The sequence below is a fragment of the Streptomyces cadmiisoli genome, from assembly GCF_003261055.1.
GTDB classification, from domain to species: domain Bacteria; phylum Actinomycetota; class Actinomycetes; order Streptomycetales; family Streptomycetaceae; genus Streptomyces; species Streptomyces cadmiisoli.
Map to the genome: position 1 here is coordinate 3,772,905 of NZ_CP030073.1, position 21,849 is coordinate 3,794,753.

At 72.0% G+C, this 21,849-nt stretch carries 16 protein-coding genes; 7 read left to right on the forward strand and 9 right to left on the reverse strand.

The genetic code is table 11. From position 1 onward, the window contains the following. Positions 1-19: 19 nt before the first annotated feature. The gene (locus DN051_RS16000) at positions 20-1,405 is read right to left on the reverse strand and encodes a DUF6716 putative glycosyltransferase (protein WP_112442299.1); all 1,386 of its coding nucleotides are present in this window, start codon (positions 1,403-1,405) and stop codon (positions 20-22) included. Positions 1,406-1,603: 198 nt separating this feature from the next. Between DN051_RS16000 and DN051_RS16005 the strand changes: the two genes are divergently transcribed. The 3 genes from DN051_RS16005 (at position 1,604) to DN051_RS16015 (ending at position 5,135) form a co-directional block, all read left to right on the forward strand. Then, positions 1,604-2,590 carry a glycosyltransferase family 2 protein gene (locus DN051_RS16005; RefSeq protein ID WP_112438952.1) on the forward strand — a complete coding sequence of 329 codons (987 nt, stop codon included), beginning with the start codon at positions 1,604-1,606 and terminating at the stop codon, positions 2,588-2,590. Next, positions 2,590-3,921, forward strand: a complete 1,332-nt coding sequence (locus tag DN051_RS16010; RefSeq protein ID WP_053760101.1) for an alpha-2,8-polysialyltransferase family protein — start codon at positions 2,590-2,592, stop codon at positions 3,919-3,921. Before DN051_RS16005 ends, DN051_RS16010 begins: the two co-directional genes overlap by 1 nt. A gap of 218 nt (positions 3,922-4,139) precedes the next feature. Next, entirely contained in the window at positions 4,140-5,135 is a 996-nt protein-coding gene (locus tag DN051_RS16015) for a hypothetical protein (protein ID WP_112438953.1), read from the forward strand. Between the two features lie 87 nt (positions 5,136-5,222). Here the strand turns inward: DN051_RS16015 and DN051_RS16020 are convergent, their stop codons facing one another. After that, positions 5,223-7,577 carry a glycosyltransferase gene (locus DN051_RS16020; protein ID WP_112438954.1) on the reverse strand — a complete coding sequence of 785 codons (2,355 nt, stop codon included), beginning with the start codon at positions 7,575-7,577 and terminating at the stop codon, positions 5,223-5,225. Continuing rightward, positions 7,574-9,079, reverse strand: a complete 1,506-nt coding sequence (locus DN051_RS16025; protein ID WP_107093975.1) for a glycosyltransferase family 29 protein — start codon at positions 9,077-9,079, stop codon at positions 7,574-7,576. The genes DN051_RS16020 and DN051_RS16025 overlap by 4 nt, the downstream gene beginning before the upstream one ends. A gap of 286 nt (positions 9,080-9,365) precedes the next feature. Between DN051_RS16025 and DN051_RS16030 the strand changes: the two genes are divergently transcribed. Beyond that, positions 9,366-10,541 (forward strand): acyltransferase family protein, encoded by a 1,176-nt coding sequence (locus DN051_RS16030; RefSeq protein ID WP_112438955.1) that lies wholly within the window; start codon positions 9,366-9,368, stop codon positions 10,539-10,541. 272 nt (positions 10,542-10,813) lie between these two features. After that, the gene (locus DN051_RS16035) at positions 10,814-11,755 is read left to right on the forward strand and encodes a class I SAM-dependent methyltransferase (RefSeq protein WP_053760096.1); all 942 of its coding nucleotides are present in this window, start codon (positions 10,814-10,816) and stop codon (positions 11,753-11,755) included. A gap of 81 nt (positions 11,756-11,836) precedes the next feature. On the opposite strand, the gene leuE is transcribed toward DN051_RS16035, so the two are convergent. Both leuE and DN051_RS16045 read right to left on the reverse strand, forming a co-directional pair. Continuing rightward, a complete protein-coding gene (gene leuE, locus DN051_RS16040; protein WP_053760137.1) occupies positions 11,837-12,481 on the reverse strand; it encodes a leucine efflux protein LeuE in 645 nt (214 codons plus the stop codon). 39 nt (positions 12,482-12,520) lie between these two features. Next, positions 12,521-14,101, reverse strand: coding sequence for an acyl-CoA mutase large subunit family protein (locus DN051_RS16045; protein WP_112438956.1), 1,581 nt, complete (start codon positions 14,099-14,101; stop codon positions 12,521-12,523). A gap of 141 nt (positions 14,102-14,242) precedes the next feature. Between DN051_RS16045 and DN051_RS16050 the strand changes: the two genes are divergently transcribed. Continuing rightward, the gene (locus DN051_RS16050) at positions 14,243-15,112 is read left to right on the forward strand and encodes a L,D-transpeptidase family protein (protein WP_053760094.1); all 870 of its coding nucleotides are present in this window, start codon (positions 14,243-14,245) and stop codon (positions 15,110-15,112) included. A 213-nt stretch (positions 15,113-15,325) separates the two neighbouring features. Here the strand turns inward: DN051_RS16050 and DN051_RS16055 are convergent, their stop codons facing one another. The 4 genes from DN051_RS16055 to DN051_RS16070 all read right to left on the reverse strand — a co-directional run bounded on the left by DN051_RS16055 (position 15,326) and on the right by DN051_RS16070 (position 18,865). After that, positions 15,326-16,417, reverse strand: coding sequence for a hypothetical protein (locus DN051_RS16055; RefSeq protein WP_053760093.1), 1,092 nt, complete (start codon positions 16,415-16,417; stop codon positions 15,326-15,328). Then, a complete protein-coding gene (locus DN051_RS16060) occupies positions 16,417-17,088 on the reverse strand; it encodes an RNA polymerase sigma factor (RefSeq protein ID WP_053760092.1) in 672 nt (223 codons plus the stop codon). Before DN051_RS16060 ends, DN051_RS16055 begins: the two co-directional genes overlap by 1 nt. Before the next feature lie 338 nt (positions 17,089-17,426). Next, positions 17,427-18,164 (reverse strand): hypothetical protein, encoded by a 738-nt coding sequence (locus tag DN051_RS16065; RefSeq protein ID WP_162624943.1) that lies wholly within the window; start codon positions 18,162-18,164, stop codon positions 17,427-17,429. 83 nt (positions 18,165-18,247) lie between these two features. Next, complete coding sequence (locus DN051_RS16070) at positions 18,248-18,865, reverse strand: RNA polymerase sigma factor (protein WP_053760136.1); 618 nt, start codon at positions 18,863-18,865, stop codon at positions 18,248-18,250. A gap of 251 nt (positions 18,866-19,116) precedes the next feature. Between DN051_RS16070 and DN051_RS16075 the strand changes: the two genes are divergently transcribed. After that, positions 19,117-21,831, forward strand: a complete 2,715-nt coding sequence (locus DN051_RS16075) for an FG-GAP-like repeat-containing protein (protein WP_112438958.1) — start codon at positions 19,117-19,119, stop codon at positions 21,829-21,831. Positions 21,832-21,849: the final 18 nt, after the last annotated feature.

Here is a 21,849-nt window from a genome sequence, read left to right on the forward strand (position 1 = left end):
TGAGGTGGGGTCCCGTGGCTCACAGCTCACCCATCCGCCGGATGACGGGCGCGACCCGCTGGACGCCGTGCCGGTAGGCGCCGCGTGCGGCGCGGCGCACGATCTGCCGGACCGGGCCCGGCTCCTTGTCGTGGGCGGGGGCGCCGGGCAGCGGGCTGCCGTCCGGGCCGAGGTGGTGGCGGGCGAGGATGCCCGGCAGATAGCCGGGGGCGGTCGCGGGCGTGTAGTACGGCGTCAGGGGCGGCAGGCCGCCGGGCCGGCCGAGCAGCTTGGTGATCCGCTCGCGGGCCGCGTCGAAGGCCGTCTCGTAGGAGCCCGCCCCGGAGGAGGAGCCCCCGGCCGCGACGCCCTGCCGGTCCACCCAGTCGGCGTCGGGTTCGGGCCGGTGCCCCGCGTCTAGCTGGTCCCAGGAAGCGAGGCAGCCGGAGCCGACGAAGTGGTGGTTGCCGAGCACCTCGCGCACACCGAGGTCGGTCAGGACGACGGTGGGGATCCGGCGGTGCAGCGACTCCAGCGCGGCCGTCGAGCTGACGGTGACCAGCAGGTCGGTGCGGTCCAGGACCTCGCCCATGTTGCCGTACACCAGCTGGAAGTTGGGCGGCAGCTCACCGTGCCGCTGCGCCAGCTTCTGGTACGGCAGTTCCTCGATGTGGGTGGTGTGCTCGCCCGGCTTGGAGCGCAGCTTGAGCAGCACTTCCCGCTCGGGGTGCAGCCGGGCGTGCTGGACGAGGCGGTCCAGCAGGTAGGTGCGGTCCTTGCGGCTGTCCGGCACGGACGGCTGGGCGGCGAAGACGACCGTGTAGGGCCTGTCCTGCGCGGAGGTGTCGGGCCCGCCGGTGTACTTGGCGCCACCGAGGAACGGCAGCGCCACCTCGGTGACCGCGGAGGAGTCGGCGCCGACCCCGTCGAAGACGGCGCGGAAGCGCTCGGCGTCCTGGCGCGAGTTGGCGAGGACGAGGTCCGCGCCGTGCCGCAGCAGCAGACCGTCGGCGAGCTTCTCGTAGACGACGCCGACGTAGCCGGTGACCACGACGGGTCGCTTCTCGCGGCCCTCCCACACGTGCGCCAGACCGTGCAGCATCGCCTGCACGCCGCCGCCGACCAGGGAGAGGACCAGGACGTCGTACGACTCCTGCGCCATCGCCCGCAGGAACTCGACGGCCGTGACCTCGCGCAGCGAGTCGGCGTGGACGCCCACCTCGGCCAGCTGGCGGGGGGTCGGCGTGGCCCGTCCGCGCAGCAGGAATCCGTCCAGGGCGTGCGCAACTTGCGTCTCGCCTTGCGGTCCGGCTTCCATGGACGGGCCCGGAGCGATACGGCTCGCGGTGAGCGCACCCCATTTCCAGCGGGTGTCGGAGTCCGCGAGTACTGCGATCCGCGTGGGCTTCGTTGTACTTGGTGGCACGTCCAAGACGCTAGGAAGCAATTTCTAGTTGCAGCCCAACCGCGCCTCAACGAAAAGTTAACAGAAACCCACTGAGAGCCGAACTGGCTCGCCGGAGCCCAGGAAGTACACGGGATGCACCGTATGGACACATTGAGTTCACCCCCCGTACCCTCACCGGAAAGTTCCCCAGCGGGGCCGCCTCCTAGGCTTTCGCAGGTGCCAAAGCTTTCCGTGATCGTGCCGTTCTACAACGTGCAGCAATACGCCCCGGACAACTTGCGAAGCCTTCGCGCGAATGCCCGACCGGACTTCGAGTTCATCCTGGTCGACGACAAATCGAAGGACGAAACCCCGGCGATTCTCGAACGTGCGGTCGAGGAACTCTCCGATGTCGCCCAGGTGCGCTATATCCGCAGAGAGGAAAACGGAGGGCTGGCCACTGCCCGCAACAGCGGCCTCGATGCCGCGACCGGCGAGTACATCACCTTCCTGGACGGGGACGACTGGCTCGCCCCGGGCTATCTCGGTGAGCTGGTGACCGCCATCGAGCGGCTCGGCTGCGACTTCGTGCGCACCGACCACGTCCAGGCCACCGCCCGCGCCCGCACCGTGCACCGGGCCCCCGTCGGACGGCGCCACGAGGTGCTCGATCCGCGTGGCGCGATCCTGCCCGCCAACCGCACCACCTCCGTGGACTACGCCTACGCCTGGGCGGGCGCCTACCACCGCCGGCTGCTGGACAAGGGCGTGCTGCACTTCACCGACGGGCTGCGCACGGCCGAGGACCGGCCGTGGATCTGGAAGCTGCACCGTGAGGCGGAGTCCTTCGCCGTGGTGAGTCTGCTCGGTGTGTTCTACCGGCGGGGTGTGGCCGGCTCGCTCACCCAGATCGGCGACGTCCGCCAGCTCGACTTCATCCGCGCCTTCGACCAGGTCGTCCAGGAGACCGCGGCGGACCGCGACGCCGACCGTCTGCTGCCCAAGGCGGTGCGTACCTACTGCGCGATCATCGCCCACCACCTGTCGGAGATCGACAAGTTCGAACCGGCCGTGGCCAAGCAGCTGCGGGTGATGAGCGCGGCGGCGATAAAGCGTATGCCGCAGGACGCGCTCGGCGACGTGCTCGACACCATGGACCTGCGTCGTGCCTCCAAGCTGCGGCGGCTGCGGCGCCGGGTCACCACAGCGAAGGCGGCTGCCTGATGTCCCGTACCACCCAGATCTTCTGCGTCTCGACGCTGTACGGCGCCGCCACGCTGGCCGCCGCGATCGACTCGGGCTGCTTCACCGAGGCGGACCGGCGCGTGCTGTTGGTGTTCAACAACTCGACCACGCCGGAGACCACCCCGGCCGTCGACGAGATGCCGGGCTTCGGCATGCTGCGCGACCACTTCGACGACGTCCTGTCGTACAACGAGGCGATCCGGCCCTTCCACCCCGGTGCCTGGGCGCCGCGTCCCGACGACCTGCCGCTGTTCGAGCGCTATCTGCGGCTGCTGTGGGGCCTGGGCGACGACCGGGTGGAACTGGTCATGGAGTCCATCCAGGTCAACCCCGCCCTCGGGCTGGCGCAGATCTTCACCGGCGCCCCGGTCGAGGTGTACGCCGACGGCCTGATGAGCTACGGCCCCACGCGCAACAAGCTCGACCCGCTGGTCGGCACCCGGGTGCGGCGGCTGCTCCACCTGGACCTGGTGCCGGGGCTCAGGCCGCTGCTGCTGACCGAGTTCGAGGTGCCGGCCCAGGTGGTGCCGACGGAGGCCTTCCTGAAGGTGATGAGCGGGCTCACCGGCGCGGCCGGCGAACTGCCCGCGCTGCCGGACGGCGCCGCTCTGCTGCTCGGCCAGTACCTGTCCGCGCTGAACATCCTCTCCCCCGCCGAGGAGGAGGACCTGCACGTGCGGATGATGCGGGGGGCGGTGGCCCGCGGGCACCGCTCCATCGTGTTCAAGCCGCACCCGACCGCGCCGGCCCGCTACAGCCGCGCCCTGGAGGCCGAGGCCGGCAAGCTCGGCGTGGACCTCACGGTCCTGGACACCCCGGTGCTCGCCGAGGTGCTGTTCGCCAAGGCCCGCCCCGCGCTGGTCGTCGGCTGCTTCTCGACGGCGCTGTTCACCGCGTCCGCGTTCTACGACCTGCCGGTGGCCCGGATCGGCACCGCTCCGCTGCTGGACCGGCTCACCCCCTACCAGAACAGCAACCGCCTGCCGGTGACGCTGGCCGACGCGCTGCTGCCGGACCTGGAGGAGCGCAAGGGCGAGGAGCAGGTCGCGGACGCGCTGGTGGGCGGCCTGGCCGAGGCGGTCGGCTTCACCATGCAGCCGCAGATCCAGGCGGAGCTCAGGCCCGCGGCGGAGCGCTTTCTGTCCACGCATCTCGGGCCGCGCACCCAGCGCTACTTCAAGAAGCGCCGGCTCACCTCGCTGGGCCTGCCGGGCGGTATCCCGGAGCGGCTGTCGTTCCTGCCGCACAACTCGGCCGCGCGCCGGGTGGTCCGGCGGGCGCGGGCGCTGAAGAAGGCGGTGCGCCGCTGAGCGCGGCCGTGCGGACGGGGTGAGACCGGCGGGTGGGCCACGGGCGTGGTCCACCCGCCGTGTCCGTTCGGTCACCGGGCTCCGGCTGTGCACAGGGCTTCGGCGAAGAGCAGATGAACAGCCGGGAACAATCGAACAGGCCGGTCGTGCGGGTGCCTACGATCACGCAATCGCGCACCAGGTCCTCGGCACCACCTCAACCGATCCGTGAGGCCACCATGACGAACCTCGGCCGGCTCTACTCCCTCCTGGACGACGTCCGGCTCCCGGACGACCTGCCCTACACCCAGGTGAGCTCGTGGGAACTGAAGTTCCTCTACCTGCTGGGCCGGCATCACCTCACGGGCGAGGACCGGCTGGTCGAACTGGGGTCCGGCGGGGGCGGCTCGACGTACGCGCTGGCCCTCGGGCTCCAGCAGAGCCCGGTGTTCGACGAGAAGACGGGGCGGCTGCACGCGTACGACTTCTTCCGGGTCGGCAAGGGCACCTTCGCCACGGAGAAGTTCTTCGACGCCGGCAAGGCGCCCGAGGGCGACAACTCGTTCCTGGAGGAGTTCCGGGGGCGTATGGAGCCGTTTCTGCCCTTCCTGGAGATCCACGCCGGTGACCTGTGGCAGACCTCCGACCCCGGCGACCGTTCGCCGGTCGAGTTCCTGCACATCGACATAGCCAAGACGCCCCGTGTGTTCAAGTGCGTCAGCGAGCGGTTCCTGACCCGGCTGCGGCCCGGGTCGGTCGTCCTCCACCAGGACTTCGCCGGACCGCGGCTGCCGTGGCTGCACTACAGCACGGGCGCCCTGCTGCCGTACATCGAGATCGCCGGCCCGCCGATCCGCTCCACCCTCGCCTTCGAGGTCACCGCGCCCGTCCCGCGCGACGTGCTCACGGCCATCAGCGAGGACAGCTTCTCCTACGAGCGGAAGCTGGAGCTGATCTCCGCCGTGCAGGAGCGCGTCGACCGCGACCACACCGGCGGTATCCCGTTCCGGTCCGTGCTGGAGCTGGCCAAGGCGTACGTCGCCCACTACGACGGCCGGCACAAGCAGGCCTGGGCCATCGCCAAGCCGCTGGCCTCGGACGAGTACCTCGCCCGCACCCGCGCCGACCACTTCGCGCAGCTGCGGAAGGCCTACGAGCAGGACCGCCGCTCGAACGGCGGCGGCTCCGCGCTGTCCCGGGTCAAGCGGCTGGTCCGCAGGGCCGTGCGCGCCTGAACCGGGGTCCGCGCCCCCTCGCGTCCGAAGGGGCCGCCCGGCCGGGACCTCGGCGTCGGTCCCGGCCGGACGGCCTCCCGTCGTGGGTCAGCCGCCGAGGACGGCGCGCAGGTCCGCCGCGTTCGCCTGGGTGATCCGCCACAGCTCCTGCTGCCTGCCGTGCACGTCGGCGACGGTCTTGGCGTGGTCGGCGAGCAGATCGCGGGAGCGCTCCACCAGCACGTCGGCCAGGTTCCGGTCGTGCACGGACACGCCCCACTCGGGACGCTCGATGTCGCGCAGGAAGTACGCCATCTTCGGGTGCGAGATCAGGCTGATGATCGGTGTGCCGCAGCCGAAGGGGATCATGCCGGCGTGGCCGCGCATGCCGATGACGAGCCGGGTGCGCGCGTACAGGTCGCGGATCTCGTCGTTCTCGAAGTCGTACATCGGGATGACGGGCATCGAGACGCCGTGCTCGCGGCGCAGGTCGAACGCGATCTTCTCGTCGTCCAGTGAGTGCGCCACGCACTGCACGTCGCCGAGGTCGCCCAGCTCCCGCACGGCCCTGGCCATCTGCTCCAGGAAGTAGCCGTAGTCGTGGCCGAAGCGCAGGGAGGCGCGGTCGTAGGCGGCGTTGACGAGGATCGTGTCGTCGCGCTTGACCGGGTCCTGCCAGTTCGCGACGAGCTGGCGGGTGACCGTGGTCGGGCAGGGCTGGAAGCGCACCTTGTCGTGCAGGTGCGACGGGAGCATCGCCCGCACCTTCTCGATCGAGCCGTGGTTGCGCAGCCCGAAGAACGCGGAGCGCTCGACGAGCAGCCGCAGCGAGTCCCGGAACCGCTGCGCGCGGTAGGACTGGCCGTCGAAGGCGTTGAAGCCGACGGCGTAGACCGCGATCGGCACGTCGATCCGGCTCATCAGCTCGTCGGGGACGTTCCACTGCCAGGCGCTGTTGCCGTTCGGCATGGTGTCCGGGATGAACAGACCGCCGCCGCCGATCACCAGTCCGCGGCGGGCGTTGACGCGCTCCAGCGCCGGCTCGTCGAACAGCCGGTGGGCGTGCACGGAGTGCCAGCGGCGGTTGGTGGTGTCGGGGTCGAAGGCGAGCCGCACGCTCTCGGGGAGCAGCTTGTCGCCCGCGTTGCCCTGCCGGTCCATGTAGAAGGCGACGTGCGCGAGCTGGTCGGCGGGGCTGCCCTGCTGCTGGGCGGGGACGCCGATGGTGCGCTGGTGCCAGATGCGGCTCGCGCGGTGCGTCGGGTCGACGGTCAGGCCCTGGAGGGCGTACTGCTGCGCGGCGCCGTCGTCGCCGTGCACCCAGGAGACCTGGGCTAGCCGGGCGAAGGCCGTGGCGGCGCGGTTGGGCGCGGAGGTGGCCAGCAGCAGCTGGGCCCGGGCCTCCTCGTAGCGGGAGACGCTCATCAGGGCGTGGCCGTACACCTCGTGCGGCCAGGCCTCGTCGATGGGGATGTGGACGCGCTCCATGATCTCGACCGCGGACTGGTAGTCGCCCTTGGCGATGTGCGCGTGGGCGACCCGGCGTGCGGTGTCGACGTGGCCGGTGCGCTCCACGTGCGGGGTGCCGAAGTGGATCAGCAGGTCCTGGTGCATCGTGCCGCCGCCGCCGAGGTAGGCGGCCTGCAGGTCGGCGTCGCTCAGGTCGAACTCGCGCCAGCGCTCCTGCGCCAGGTCGTAGCCGGCCTCGCCGCCCTGCCAGGGCTTGTGGCGGCCGGTGAAGTGCAGGATCGCGGTGTCCTCGGGGACCGGGAGGTCGCCGGACAGCCGCCGCTTGACGAAGTTGTACCGCGCGTCGAGGCGGACGAAGTCACCGTCGAGGACGGCGTTGAGGATGCCCTGGTCGTGCTTGTCGAGCTCGTAGGAGCCGCTGCGTCCGACCTGGTCGATCCTCGCGTAGAACTCGTCGCTCAGGTATTCCTTCTGAATGACGAGCAGGCCGCTGTTGAGCTTGTGCCGGCCGTAGAAGAACTGCGGTACGGCGGCGAGTCCCTCGCGCAGCGACAGCAGTTCCGCGAGCGAATCGAGGACCACCATGTCGGTGTCCAGGGTGATCACGGTGTCGTAGTCGCGGATCTTGAAGACGTCGAGGATGAAGTACGCCTTGCGGACCAGGTAGTTGTCCTGGTCGCCCTTGGCGTAGGAGTCGTAGTGGTCGGCGTCGACGCGGCGGAAGCTCACCCGCGGGTGCAGGGCGCGGATGCGGGCCACGGAGGACGGCTTGAGGTCGTCGTGCAGGACGATGAAGTCCTCGCAGACACCCGGGTTGGACAGGGCCAGGGAGCGCAGCAGGACGAGGAAGCCGGGCAGGTAGTTCTCGTCGACGAAGCTGGCGAAGGCGATACGGCGCTTGCCGGTGAGGGCGCGGGCCGAACCCTCGTCCGAGGCGGGCGCCGCGGTGCGGGCCGTCGCGGGGACGGGGGACGATATGTGGGTCGCGGTCATCGCAGGGAGATCCTCATGCCGGAGACGCTCTGGGCCCGTTCCATGACCCACGCCTTCTCGCTGGTGTATTCGTGGACGGACGTGATCGGCATCTTCATCGCGGCGTCGATGCGGTAGGCACCGCTCTCGTAGAAGTCGAAGCCGATCAGGTCGAGGGTCGGGCTGACGTCGAGGAAGTCGAGCAGCCAGAGCATGTTGAAGCCGGAGGTCGGGATCGCGGGCCAGACGTCGTTGCCCAGCTTGCCGATGTTCCGCAACGGCCAGCGCAGCGACTCGTCACCGAGGAACTTCTGCGCGCCCGGCACGAGGCGGTTGCGCAGGGAGTACTTCCAGTCGTTGGAGATGCCGCCGAAGACCAGCCGGATGTCGACGGGCCGGTCCCAGTTGAAGCCGTGCTTGTGGATCGAGACGTGGATGTCGGTCCGCTTGCCGGTGTGCACCGCGTCGATCTTGTACGAGTTGAAGCGCACGACCAGGTCGTAGCCGTCGATCTCGGCGCCCTTGCCGCTCTCGCCGACCTTGCCGGAGTTGGCGACGAGGCAGATCGACTTCCCGGCGACCTTGTTGCGGAACTCGCCGAGGCTGATCCATTGCAGACCGCCGAACAGCGGGTCGTCCAGCGGGCCGCGCATCCGGTTGCGGCGCTGCTCGGCGAACAGGGCGATCGCCTGGGTCAGTTCGGGCGTGGGGCGGTGCTGGGCGCTGGTGCTCAGATCCAGGTAGTGGCCGAGCGCCTCCTGGAACTCCTGCTCGGGGGCTTCGGCGCGGTCCAGCGCGACGAGCGCTCCCACGAGCCGGGCCCGGGCGCCGTCCCAGTCGCCGGCGGAGTGCGTCTGCAGGCCGTCCGCCCACACGTCGGTGGCGGGGCCCGCGGCGAACGCGGCGGAGTCGGGGACGGTCCGCTGGAGCAGGGTGAGCAGCTCGCCGCGCCGCTCCTGGGCGGTGCGCAGGCCGGCGACCTTGGACCGGACGCCGAAGCCGTCCTCCTGGGTGAGGCCGAGATAGCGGTCGAACGCCTCGACGGCGGCGTCCGGGCGGCCCATGGCCTCCAGCAGCCGGCCCCGCAGCCGCCAGCCGGCCCGGGAGTTCTTGCGCTGCGACAGCACCGTGTCGTTGATCAGCAGGGCCAGGTTCAGCTCGTCGTCGTAGCCGCAGTCCAGGGCCTTGTTCGCGACGCCGAGGAGCGCGTCGAGGAGTTCGTTGCTCAGTGTGCCGCCGGTGACGGCCTTGGCACCACGTCTGATCAGGCCGCTCGCACCCGTGGCGGCCGGCTGGGCCTGCTCCTGCGTCGCCCAGAGTGCGAGCAGTTCGCGCAGTTTCTCGGCCAGGGCTATTCGCCGCTTGTCGAGGCTGCCCACGAGTTTGCCGCTGTGCACGGCGCACGCGCGCAAGCAGTCCTCCAGCTCGGCCGGGGTCACCTGCGCGGTGGGCGGCCCGGCGTCAGTGGTCGCCGATGCCGGGTCCCCTGTTCGGGAACGGGACCATCTGCTGCGAACCGTCATGGTGCTCCTGCTCTGGATGGGACGACGCAGGCAGATATCTGCCTGGGTAAACGTGGTGGATCGGAGAACAGTAAGAAACCAATACGACGCAGAGGTGAACCGCTCGGGACCGGCGGGCAAATCGTGTTTCCGTCGAACGGAATTCCATCGAACGACGTTTAGGGTGGCGTGCGGCGTCAAAGAGCGTTGACGGAGGCCTCCTGGGGTTATGACTGATACGGGCGCTTTGTACGGAACGGCGTCCGAAGAGATCTGCGGACGGACGAGGCAGCCGAGGTAGGAAAGCGTGACCGAGACGGTCGTCACCACAGCAAAGCCCCAGCCCACCGCGCCCGCTCCGGGCGGACCGCGGCAGGCCCCGACGGGCCCGCCGCGGAGGAAAGCCTCCGGCGGCCGGCTGCGCGCCCTGGACGGGCTGCGACTGCTGGCCGCGCTGATGGTGGCGCTCTACCACTACGGCGGCCGGGGCGGCGACGTCACCCACGCCTGGGGTTCGTCGCCGCAGATCCAGTTCCCCACCCTGCACTCGTGGTTCGCCTACGGCTGCCTCGGCGTGCAGATCTTCTTCGTGATCAGCGGCTTCGTGATCTGCATGAGCGGCTGGGGCCGGTCCCTGCGCGACTACTTCGCCTCCCGGGTCGCACGGCTGATGCCCTCGTACTGGGTGGCCGTCGTCCTGGTGACGGCCGTGTTCGCGCTGCCGGGCGTGGCCTACGAGGCGGTGTCGCCGAGCGACGCGCTGGTCAATCTGACCCTGCTTCAGCAGCCGCTGGGCGCGGACCGGGTGCTCGGCGTGTGCTGGACGCTGTGGGTGGAGATCCGGTTCTACGCGCTGTTCGCCCTGTGCGTCGTACTGCCGGGCGCGAACCGCCGACGGGTGGTGCTGCTGTGCGCCGTCTGGACGCTGCTCGCGGCCGTCACCCGGGCGGCCGACCAGCCCTTCCTCGACCTGGTCGTGATGCCGGAGTACGCGCCGTTCTTCATCGGCGGCATGGGCATCTACCTGCTGTACCGCGACCGCAGGGACGCCGTCGCGTGGGGCATCGTGCTGGTGAGCTGGCTGACCGGCCAGCACTACGCGGTGCAGAGCCTGTGGCACAGCGACGGCCCCGGCCACTTCTCCTACCGCTCCGCCTCGGTCATCATCCTGATCGTCACGTTCGGCTTCGCGGCGGTGCTGGCGGTGGCGCTCGGCTGGCTGAGCCGGGCCGACTGGCCGTGGCTGACGGTGGCGGGCGCGCTGACGTACCCCTTCTACCTCGTCCACGAGCACCTGGGCTGGGCCGTGATCGAGGTGCTCCACCAGGACTTCGGCGTGCCCTCGTGGATGACGGTGGGCTGCACGCTCGCGGTGATGCTGACCCTGGCGTGGCTGTTCAACCGGTACGTCGAGGAGTGGGCCACACCGCTGCTGCGGCGGACACTGGCGGCGGCGGGGACGCGCCCCGCACCGAAGGGCTGACGGGCCGGCACCGAAAGCGGCGGACGGGGCCGGGGCGGCGCCGTCGGCCCGGAGGCGGTCGGCGCGGGACCGGCGGCGTACGGGTGGGCCGGCCCGGGTGGCCGGGTGACCACCGGCGCCGGTTACTCGGCCGAGGAGCGAAGTCGACGTACTGTGCGCAGGGAATTGACCCGTTGTTCATCTGTCGACTGGTTTGGCCGGATTGTTCGCCCGGGCAGGCGCTGGGCAGTTCCTGACCGCACCATTCGCACGAGGAAGGGCGTTCTCCTTCCATGACCACTACACACGACACGCCATTGCGGCCTCGCCGGCTCGACGACGTTCCGGGCTGGTTCCCCGTACTCGACCAGGTTCTCTTCGACTGGTTCCTGGACCGGCAGGACGCCGCGGAGGTCCGCGGCGACCTGCTGGAGGTCGGGGTCTACATGGGCAAGAGCGCCATCTTCCTCGGCCGCCGTCTGCACGAGGGCGACCGGTACACGGTGTGCGACCTCTTCGAGGGCGACGCCCCGGACGACGCCAACCGCGCCGAGTCCACGAAGTCGTACGGCGCCCTCACCCGCCGGGCCTTCGAGACGAACTACCTCTCCTTCCACACCGAACTGCCCCGCGTCGTCCAGGGGCCCAGCTCGCTGGTGCCCGCCGAGGTCGAGCCCGGCTCCTGCCGGTTCGTCCACATCGACGGCTCCCACCTCTACGAGCACGTGTACGACGACATCGGCGCCGCACGCGACGTCCTGCTGCCCGACGGCATCGTGGTCCTGGACGACTTCCGCTCCGAGCACACGCCCGGTGTCTCCGTCGCCGCGTGGGAGGCCGTGCTCAGCCGGGGTCTGCGTCCGATCTGTCTGAGCACGCAGAAGCTGTACGGGACCTGGGGCGACCCCGAGCCCGTGCAGGACGAGCTGCTCACGGCGGTCCGCGACCGCGACGACTGCCGGCTCAGCGTGCAGCATGCGGCCGGCCACCGGCTGGTCCGGCTGAAGTCCCAGGGCATGCGGGCCCCCGACTTCCCGCTGTCCCGTCACGCGGACGAGCCGGCGCCCGTCCCGGCGGCGGCCCGGACACCGGCGAAGGCGCCCGCGCCCCCGGCACCACGGCCGCCCCGGCCACGGCGCAGCCGCGCCCGCCGTCTCGCGGTGGACCTGCTGCCGCCCATCCTGACCCGCGCCATCGTCAACGCCCGCGGCAACGGTCGGCCGGAGGCACGCTGACGCGACCGGCGCACCACCGCCCGCGCCGCCGTACCTGCCGTACCTGCCGTCACTGCCTCCGCCGCCGAGGCCGCCGGCGCTCTAGGAGCTCAGCGAGAGCTTCACCGCGAAGCCGAGGAAGAGCACGCCCGCCGCCGAGGTCGCGCCCGCCGACAGCCGCTTACGCCGGCGGAAGACGGTGGCGAGCCGGGTGCCGCTGAATATCAGCGCGCTGAGGTAGAGGACGCTGGCCAGCTGGGCGAAGGCGCCGAGCACGACGAAGGACAGGGCCGGGTGGGCGTACCCCGGATCCACGAACTGCACGAAGAAGGCGACGAAGAACAGGATCGCCTTGGGATTGAACAGGCTGATGACCAGGGCCCGGCGGAAGGGCCGCTCGTCACCGGCGCCGGGCGCGGCGGGAGCCTCGACGGCCTCCCGCCGCGCCCGCCACATCGCCCACGCCGCGCGCAGCATCCCGATCGCCAGCCAGGTCAGATAGCCGGCGCCCGCGTACTTCACGATCCCGAAGAGTACGGCGTTGCCCTGGAGCAGGGAGGCGACGCCGGCCGCGGAGAGTGTCATCAGCACGGTGTCCCCGCACCAGACCCCGGCCGCGGCCGTGTACCCGGACCGCACTCCGCGCCTGGCCGCGACGGACAGGACGTACAGCGAGTTGGGGCCGGGGAGCAGGACGATCAGGGCGAGTCCCGCCAGGTAGGTGGGAAGGTCGATGACACCGAACATGGACAGGAGTGTCGCACGAAGGTACGACAACGCAGCCGGTCAGAACGTGTCGTTCGGTACATGGGTCCCCCAGGTGTGCCGCAGCGCGTCGCACACCTCACCGACCGTGGCCCGCGCCCGCAGTGCCTCCTTCATCGGGTACAGGACGTTGTCCTCGCCCTCCGCGGCCCGCTTCAGCGCCGTCAGGGCCGAGTCCACCGCCCGCCGGTCGCGCCTCGCGCGCAGCTCGGCGAGGCGTGCGCACTGCCGGGCCTCGATGGCCGGGTCGACGCGCAGCGGCTCGTACGGCTCCTCCTCGTCGACGCGGAAGCGGTTGACGCCGACCACGACCCGCTCGCCCGCCTCGGTCTCCCGCGCGATGCGGTAGGCGTTGCGTTCGATCTCGCCCTTCTGCACACCGCGCTCGATCGCGGCGACCGCGCCGCCGAGGTCCTCGACCCGGGTCATCAGCGCGACCGCGGCGCCCTCGAGGTCGTCGGTCATCCGCTCCACCGCGTACGAGCCCGCGAACGGGTCGACCGTCGCCGTCAGGTCCGTCTCGTGGGCCAGGACCTGCTGGGTGCGCAGGGCCAGGCGGGCGCTCCGGTCCGTGGGGAGGGCGATCGCCTCGTCGAAGGCGTTGGTGTGCAGCGACTGCGTACCGCCGAGCACCGCGGCCATCGCCTGCACGGCGACGCGGACCAGGTTCAGCTCGGGCTGCTGCGCCGTCAGCTGCACACCCGCGGTCTGGGTGTGGAAGCGCAGCGTCCAGGACCGGGGGTTCTTCGCCCCGAACTCCTCCCGCATCACGCGCGCCCAGATCCGGCGCGCGGCACGGAACTTGGCGACCTCCTCCAGGATCGTCGTACGGGCGACGAAGAAGAAGGACAGCCGCGGGGCGAAGTCGTCCACGTCCATGCCCGCGGCGACCGCCGTGCGTACGTACTCGACACCGTCGGCCAGCGTGAAGGCGATCTCCTGCGCGGGTGAGGCGCCCGCCTCGGCCATGTGGTAGCCGGAGATCGAGATCGTGTTCCACTTCGGGATCTCGGCCCGGCAGTACCGGAAGATGTCGGCGGTCAGCCGCAGCGAGGGCCGGGGCGGGAAGATGTACGTCCCACGCGCGATGTACTCCTTCAGGACGTCGTTCTGGACCGTGCCCGTGAGCCGGTCGGCCCCGATCCCCTGTTCCTCCGCCACCAGCTGGTACATCAGCAGCAGCAGCGCAGCCGGTGCGTTGATCGTCATCGAGGTGGAGACCTCGCCCAGCGGGATCCCGCCGAACAGCACCCGCATGTCCTCGACGGAGTCGATCGCCACGCCGACCTTGCCGACCTCGCCGTGCGCGAGGGGAGCGTCGGAGTCGTGGCCCATCTGGGTGGGCAGGTCGAAGGCGACCGACAGTCCCGTGGTGCCGTGCGCGATCAGGTCCCGGTAGCGGGCGTTGGACTCCGCCGCCGTGCCGAACCCCGCGTACTGGCGCATCGTCCACGGGCGGCCGGTGTACATCGTCGGGTGGACACCGCGGGTGAACGGGTAGGCGCCGGGATCGCCCAGTATCCGGGCGGGGTCCCAGCCCGCCAGGGCGTCCGGCCCGTAGACCGGCTCGATGGGCAGTCCCGACTCGGACTCGCGCGCCATGGTGTGCCTCCCGCGCAGCGCTGGACTCACTCCTCGTCCACAACGATGCCGCGCCGTTCGCAACCCGTCATACCGGGGGAGCATCTCAGGTGACGTCAGCGCCCTTCCGTGGGGCGGCGGTGGGGACGACGGGGGGCTGTCGTGGGTACGACGGGCAGGGGCAGGACGATCGCCGCGCTGGTCGCGCTGGCCGCGGTGTGCGGCTGCACGGCCCAGGCGGTGGACGCGGACGGCGGGCGGCGCGGGCCGGTCCACCTGGACATCACCACCACGGGGCCGCCGCCCACGGCGCCCGGCGCGTCCGCCGCGCCCGGCCGGCCCGCGGACCGCGGTACGCCCGCCGCACCGTCCTCGCCGCCGCCTCCGCCCCCCGAGCCGCCCCGCGTCCTGTGGGCACCGGGGGACACGGGCCGGGACGTGCGCGAGCTCCAGTCCCGGCTGCGTCAGGTGGCCTGGCTGTTCGACGGTCCCACCGGGACCTACGACGATCTGACCGAGCGGGCCGTCGAGGGCTTCCAGCGCAAGCGCGGGCTGCCCGCCACGGGTGAGACCGACACGGTCACCTGGCGCCGGCTGCTGGACATGACCCGCGAGCCGGGCCGCTGGGACCTCTATCTCATGGGCGGTCAGCCCGCGGACGCCCCGGACCCGCGCTGCCTGACCGGCCGGGCGCTGTGCGTCAGCAAGTCGAGCCGCACCCTGCGCTGGATGATCGACGGGCGGACGGTCACGACGGTGCCGGTGCGCTTCGGGTCGTCGTACACCCCGACCCGCGAGGGCGAGTTCCGGGTCTACTGGAAGTCCCGCCACCACCACTCCACGCTCTACGACTCGCCCATGCCGTACGCCATGTTCTTCAGCGGCGGGCAGGCGGTGCACTACTCGTCCGACTTCGCCGCCCGCGGCTACGCCGGCGCCTCGCACGGATGCGTCAACGTGCGGGACGAGGCGGCGATCGCGGACCTGTTCGCCCAGGTGCGCACCGGCGACAAGGTCGTCGTGCACTGGTGAGACCGGAGCCGCGGCACTGAAGGGGATTCGGGCGCGGGCGGGACCGGGGGAACGTGTCCCGCCCGCGCCGAGGTGCACGAGCCGTGAGTACGGGGGGAACCCCGGCTCGGTGCGACGGCCGATGACCAGTCGGCTCAATCAGTACTGCGCCATCGCGGCCGAAAATGTCACAGCTCTCGCCATGGGTGGTTCAACGCGATACGGAATCCCAGGTCAGAGGGTCGCGTACGACGGTTCCGGGGACGGCCGCGGTGCGGTGACGGGCCGGTCGGGCGCGGCGTCCGGCGGCCCGGACGAGACCAGATCCCGGTCCCAGCCGCCGTCCCCGCCGGCGCCGTCACCAGGGGGTATGTGGTCGTCCCCGTCGTCGCCCCGGCCGTCGCCGTCGCCCGAGTCCTCGCCGTGGTCGCCGCTGTGATCGCGGCCCTGGTCGCCGTCGCCTCGGTCGTCGTCGTGATCGCCGCGGTCGCCGGGATCGCCGTGCTGGCCGTCACGCCCGGGACCCTTGTCGTCCCAGTTCCCGAAGCCGCCGGGGCCCTTCAGGACGCCCTCGCAGTACCGCTCCACACGCGACCAGCCGCCCGCCAGCTTCTCCAGGGTCCGCCGGCGGCCGGGGTCCGGATCCGTACCACGGCGCACGTCGCGGCAGGCCGAGACGACGGCCTCCCACCACTTGCCGTACCGGTCCCGCCGCGTGCGGTCGCGGTCCTCGGCCCTGCCCTCGTGGCCCGGTCCGGGCTTGCCGGCCGGGGGACCGCTCGGGGCGTCGTCGCGTTCGGTCGCGCCGGGACGGCGGTCCGGGGCCGGCGAGGACGGTACGCGCGGGCGGCCGGGATCGGGCGGCGCGGGGGCGGAGACCGAGGCGGCCGGGCCGGGATCGTCGTCGAAGGGGGTCGGCAGGGCTCCGGTTCCGGTGGCGACGGCCACCCCGCCGATCATCCCGACGGCCAGCGCGGCGGCCAGCCCGAGCCGCACCGGGCGGGCCCAGCGCGGCCGGCGGACGGCGGACGAACGGCCGCGGACACGACCGCCGATCCGCACGAGACCGGCGTCGGAGGACGCGCCGTGCCCCGGCAGGGCGAGGTCCTCGCGCTCCGCCCGCGCCTTGCGGAAAGCGGCCAGCGCGGCGGCCTCCCCGGGCAGTTCGTCGCCGGTCGGCGCGGGTTTCACGGAGAGTGCGTCCAGGGTTTCGGCGAGCCGCGCGGCCCGCTCCCCGGCGGCGGCGTCGACAGCGTCCAGTGGCTCTCCGCGCAGCAAACGCTCCGCCGTTTCGCGGTCCAGCCACCCGTACTGCTCGTCGGCCATCACATGTCCTTCTGCGTCCGCGCGCGCACAGGCGTCACACTCGCGGACGTCACCGCGCGACCGCGCGGTTCTCGCTGAGGCGGCAGGGCGTCGAGGGCCCCGGCCGATTCCGGATCGGCTCCGGCCTCGCCGAGAAGCTCGGCGAGTCGCTTCAGACCGCGGTGCGCCGCGGTGCGCACGGCGCCGGCGCGCTTGCCGAGCGTCTCGGCCGCGGTCTTCGCGTCGAGGCCCACGACCACCCTGAGGACGACGGCCTCGGCCTGGTCCTGCGGCAGCCGGGAGATGAGGGAGAGGGTGCGGTCCGTGGCCAGGGCCTCGATCGCCTCGCCCGCGGTGTCCGACTCGGCGGCCCGGCCCGTCAGTTCGGTCTCGTCGCCGCCTATCGCGGGACGGCGGCCCCGCATGCGGATGTGGTCGAGGGCGCGGTTGCGGGCTATCCGTGCGGCCCACCCCCGGAACCGGTCCGCGTCACCGGTGAACCGCTCCAGGTCCCGGGCTATCTGCAACCAGGCCTCGGACGCCACGTCCTCGGCGTCGGGGTCGCCGACGAGCGTCCGTACGTACCCGAGCAGCCGTGGATGCACCGTGCGGTACACAGTCCGGAACGCGGTTTCGCTTCCGTCCTGCGCCGCAAGCACCGCGGCCGTCAGCTCCGCGTCGTCCCCCAGCACCCGCGCGCCCCTCTTTGCGCCTGAGCCGGTGCCGCTCTCGCGGACCGGAATTCGCCGTTGTGGTCGTCAGTCAGTGGTTGCGACTCCGAGGCCCGCAGTGGTCACGGTGGTCTTCCTGCCTCCGCGGTCCGGCGCGAAAGGCACGTTACGTCCTGAAACCGCTCCCCGTCCATGTCCGTAGAGGATGCAACTAACTCGTGACACGCACGGGTGTGACAGAAAACGCACTCATGGCGCTGTAGTGAGTACGGGCCGCCGCGCGGCCCGTGCCGCGCGACGGCCGGGGCCTCTCCTGTGGGGGGTGGCGGCCCCGGCCGTTGCCTTGGCACTGAAGCCGCTTACTGGCCCCGGCCCTTGGCTCGACCGGGCGCGCCCTCGCCGTGGCCGCCGGATTCGCCCCGGCCGCTCGGCTTCCCGGAACTGCGCGCTTCACCCTTCGCCGGCGCCTTCGCCAACACCTCGGCGCAGTACGCCTGCACGTGCGGCGCACCGCCCGCCGACTCGATCAGCCGCTGCCAGGCCGTCGCCTCCAGCGCCCGCCCGCGGCCCGCCACCCGCTCGTAGGCGCGGCAGTGCGCCTCGGTGTCCTCGGCCGGGTCCGGACGGTCCCGGGTCCCGTCGCCGGCGCGGGAGGGAGCGGGAGCGGGGGACGCCGGAGCACTCGGCGCGGGTCGATGCGACGGCCTGTCAGAAGAACGGTCGGGCGCGGCGGGTGAACCCGGCGAACCGATCGCCGCGAACCCGACTCCGCCCAGCGTGAGGCTCGCCATCAGGACGGACAGCGTGGTCCGCGCCGACCAGGACGCCGGTCGCCACCGGGGACGCCAGTCGTCCCGGCGCCAGTCGTCCCGGCGCCAGTCGTCCCGGCGCCGGGTGCGCGCGCCGTGCGCCCCCGCGTCCCGGGCGGCCCGGAACGCGGCCACGGCGCGCTGCTGGGCCCGCGAGTCCACCTCGCCGTCCCGCAGCGCGGCACCGAGCAGCGCCGCCACTCCGTCGTCCCCGGGGCCGGGCGCGGCGCCGTGCGGGTGCGTGCGCCGACGGCCCGTTGCACCGCCCTCGTCTCGCCCTTCGCCCATGTCCGATTCCGTTCCTGTACGAGCCGCCCCGTCCGTCCGGTGGATGGGCTCCGACCGCCGATCGGCCCGGCCGCCGCCGTCGTTCACTTCGACTCCCCCAGCGTCCGGGGGCCGTCCCGCGTCACACCTCGGCCGCCCAGCCGGTTGCCGAGCTGCCTCAGCCCCCGGTAGGCGGCGGTGCGCACGGCGCCGGGCCGCTTACCGAGGACCCGGGCCGCGGCGGGGCCGTCCAGACCGACGACCACCCGCAGCAGTACGGCCTCGGCCTGATCGCGCGGCAGTCCGCGGATCAGTTCCAGGGCGTACGCGGTGGAGATGGCCTCCAGGGCCTGCTCGTGCGTGCTGTGCGGGCCGGGCAGTTCGAGCATGTCCTGCTCCAGCGCCGTCGCCTGCGGCCGTACCCGCCGCCGGCGCAGATGGTCCAGCGCCCGGTGCCGTGCGATGGTCGCCGTCCAGCCGCGGAAGCCGGCCCCGTCGCCCTTGAACCGGCCGAGGTCCCGGGCGATCTCCAGCCAGGCGTCGGACGCCACGTCCTCGGCGTCGTCGCCGACGAGCCCGCGCAGATAACCGAGCAGGCCCGGCTGCACGATCCGGTAGAGCACCGCGAACGCGGCCTCGTCACCGTCCTGGGCCCGCGCGACCGCCGCGCCCAATTCCCCGTCGTACGCCGCTAGGCGCCGGGGTTTCCCTCCCTGGCCCAAGACGTTCCTCGTTCGTACGGGTTCGTGGAAGCCGGCGGCGTGCGGCATGTCCCTGCCGTGTGCACGCACCCACGGTCATCAGCGTCAGGCGCCACAGAAATGTCACAGCGCGTCAGACACCACGGAAATGTCTTGCCGCCTCAGGCGCAACACAAGTCCCTCAGGTGACGTTTCCAGGGGGGCGTGCGCTGTCTAAGTGCCACCTGTGCGACAGGTGGGCTGACTGAGCTTATTTCCTAGGGGTGGGACATTTGAGTCCTCGTAGTGGCCGTGCCTACAGACCGCTGAGCCTACGGCGGAGAGCATGGCTGACCATCGGAGCCGTCCTGGTCGGAGGTGCCGGAGCCGTCACGTACGCCGTCGCGGATCAGCCCGCCCCGGCCGACGGCAAGGGGCCGGCCCGCGAGCCGTCCGTCCACACGCTGAAGCTCCAGGACGAGGGCAGGGGCCGCCGGGGCCTGGACCGGCGGGACACCCACCGGTTCAGCGCCGTGGTGCTGACCTGGAACGACACGGAGGCGAAGGCCAAGGGCACACCCCAGGTGCGCACCCGGGACGTCGAGACCGGCGCCTGGTCGGGCTGGCGGGAACTGGACGCGGAGCCGATCCAGGCGGACGGCGCCGAGGGAGCGCGGGCCGCCGCCCGCGGCGGCACCGAGTCGCTGTGGACCGGCGACTCCGACGGCATCGAGGTCCGCCTCGTGAACGCCGACGGCACCGAGGCGGCCGGGCAACCGGCCGGAATGGACGTCAAGCTGCTCGACCCGGGCACGGACTCGGCGGCCATCGGCACCGAGTCCGGCACGGAGCCCGCCGCGTTCGCCGCGGAGACCACCGCGCCGGGCACGGAGTCCCCGGCGTCCACGGACCCCGCGTCCCCGCCGGCGTCGGAGTCCCCGGCCGAGTCCGAGTCGGCCTCCGCGCCCGAGTCCCCGGCCACGTCCGAATCGGCGTCCGAGTCGGCGTCCCCGTCCGGGTCGCCCACCGAGTCGGCGTCCCCGACGCCGACCCCGACCCCGACGGTGCCCGCGCCCCGGCCCTCGACCGTGGTCAAGCCGCCGATCATCACGCAGGCCGAGTGGGGCGCGTCCACGGACTACGACGGCACCCCGACCTACGGCACGCAGATCAAGGCCGCGGTCGTCCACCACACCGGCGTGGACCCGGACAACGCCCTGTCCTGCGCCGAGTCCCGGGCCCGGATGCGCACCATCCAGCAGGGCCACTTCGCCCAGGGCTACTACGACATCGGCTACAACTTCGTCGTCGACAAGTGCGGCCAGATCTTCGAGGGCCGCAGCGGCGGCATGGACCTGCCCGTGGTCGGCGCCCATGACGCCGGGTTCAACACCGACACCCTCGGCATCTCGTACATCGGCAACTACGAGACGGCCAGGCCGAGTCGCGCCGCCCTCGACGCGATCGCCCGGATCGTCGCCTGGAAGTTCGGGATGTACGGCCTCGACCCGACCGGCAAGGTCACGCTGACCTCCGGCGCCGAGAAGGGCTACAGCGGCAACAAAATCCCGCTGGGCGGGCAGATCACGCTGCCCCGCGTCTTCGGGCACAAGGACACCAACACCACCGCCTGCCCCGGCCTCAACCTCTACCCCAAGCTGGGTCTGATCGCGGCCCTCGCCAAGACCCCGGGCGTCTCGCACGCGCTGCCCACCTCGGACTACAACCGCGACGGCGCGGGCGACCTGGCCGCCGGCACGTCCAAGGCCAACCGCGTCACCATCGTGCCGGGCGGCCTGAACGGCCCGGTGACCTCCTCGAAGATCTCCCTGACCCAGAACAGCCCGGGGGTGCCCGGCTCCTCCGAGACCGGTGACGGCTTCGGCGCGGCCACGGTCTGGGGCGACGTCAACGGCGACGGACACGCCGACCTCGCGATCGGCTCCCCCGGCGAGGACGACACCAGCGGCAACACCGACCGCGGCCAGGTCAGCGTCATGTACGGACCCGACTTCACCAAGGGCTTCTCGTACACCACCTCCACGGTGACCGCGAAGGGCGCCAAGCTCGGTACCGCGGTGGCCGTCGGCGACTTCGACGGCGACGGCAAGGCGGACGTCTTCTCCGCCGGCACCGGCACGGGCGGCAACTACCACGTCCGGCTCGCGGGCGGCGCCGTGAAGGCCGACCGGCTCACCACCGCCACGGGCTCGGTCGCCCACCTCGACGCCGCGACCGGCGACTTCAACCGGGACGGCTACGCGGACGTCGCCCTCAACTACCGGGACTCCGCGGGCATCGGCCGGGTGGTCCGCTTCGCCGGGTCCGCGACCGGCCTGGCCAAGGCCGGGGTCCTGTCCGTCAAGGGCGGGCGCGCCGTCGCCGCCGGCGACATCGACGCCAACGGCTACGACGACCTCGTCATCGGCCAGCCCGTCGCCGCCGAGTCCGGGGCCATCTCCGGCGGCCAGGTGACCATGCTGTTCGGCACGTCGACCGGCTTCACCACCACCGGTATGAAGGTCGTCCACCAGGACACCGCCGGGGTCCCCGGCGGCAACGAGTCCGGTGACGCCCTCGGCCTCTCGGTCTCGATCGGCGACTACAACGCCGACGGCCACCCGGACGTCCTGGCCGGCGCCGGCAACGAGGACCTCACCCGCGGCGGGGTGAACCAGGTCAACGCGGGCAGCGCGCTGCTGATCAAGGGCACGTCGTCCGGCCTCACCGGCTCGGGCGCGCTGGTGATCTCCCAGGACACGGCCGGTGTCCCCGGCTCCAGCGAGTCCGGCGACAAGGTCGGCTCGGCCGTCTCACTGGCCGACCTGTCGGGGTACGGACGCACCGACCTGATCCTCGGCGCGTCGGGCGAGGACGGCACCGACGGTGTGCTGATGTACCTCCCGAGCAACAGCACGGGCCTCGGCTACACCCGTACGGTCCTGCTCACCAAGTCCGTCATGGGCACCCCCACGGACGGCATGCTGGGCACGACCCTGACGCCGTAACCGCGGACCCGGGGGCCG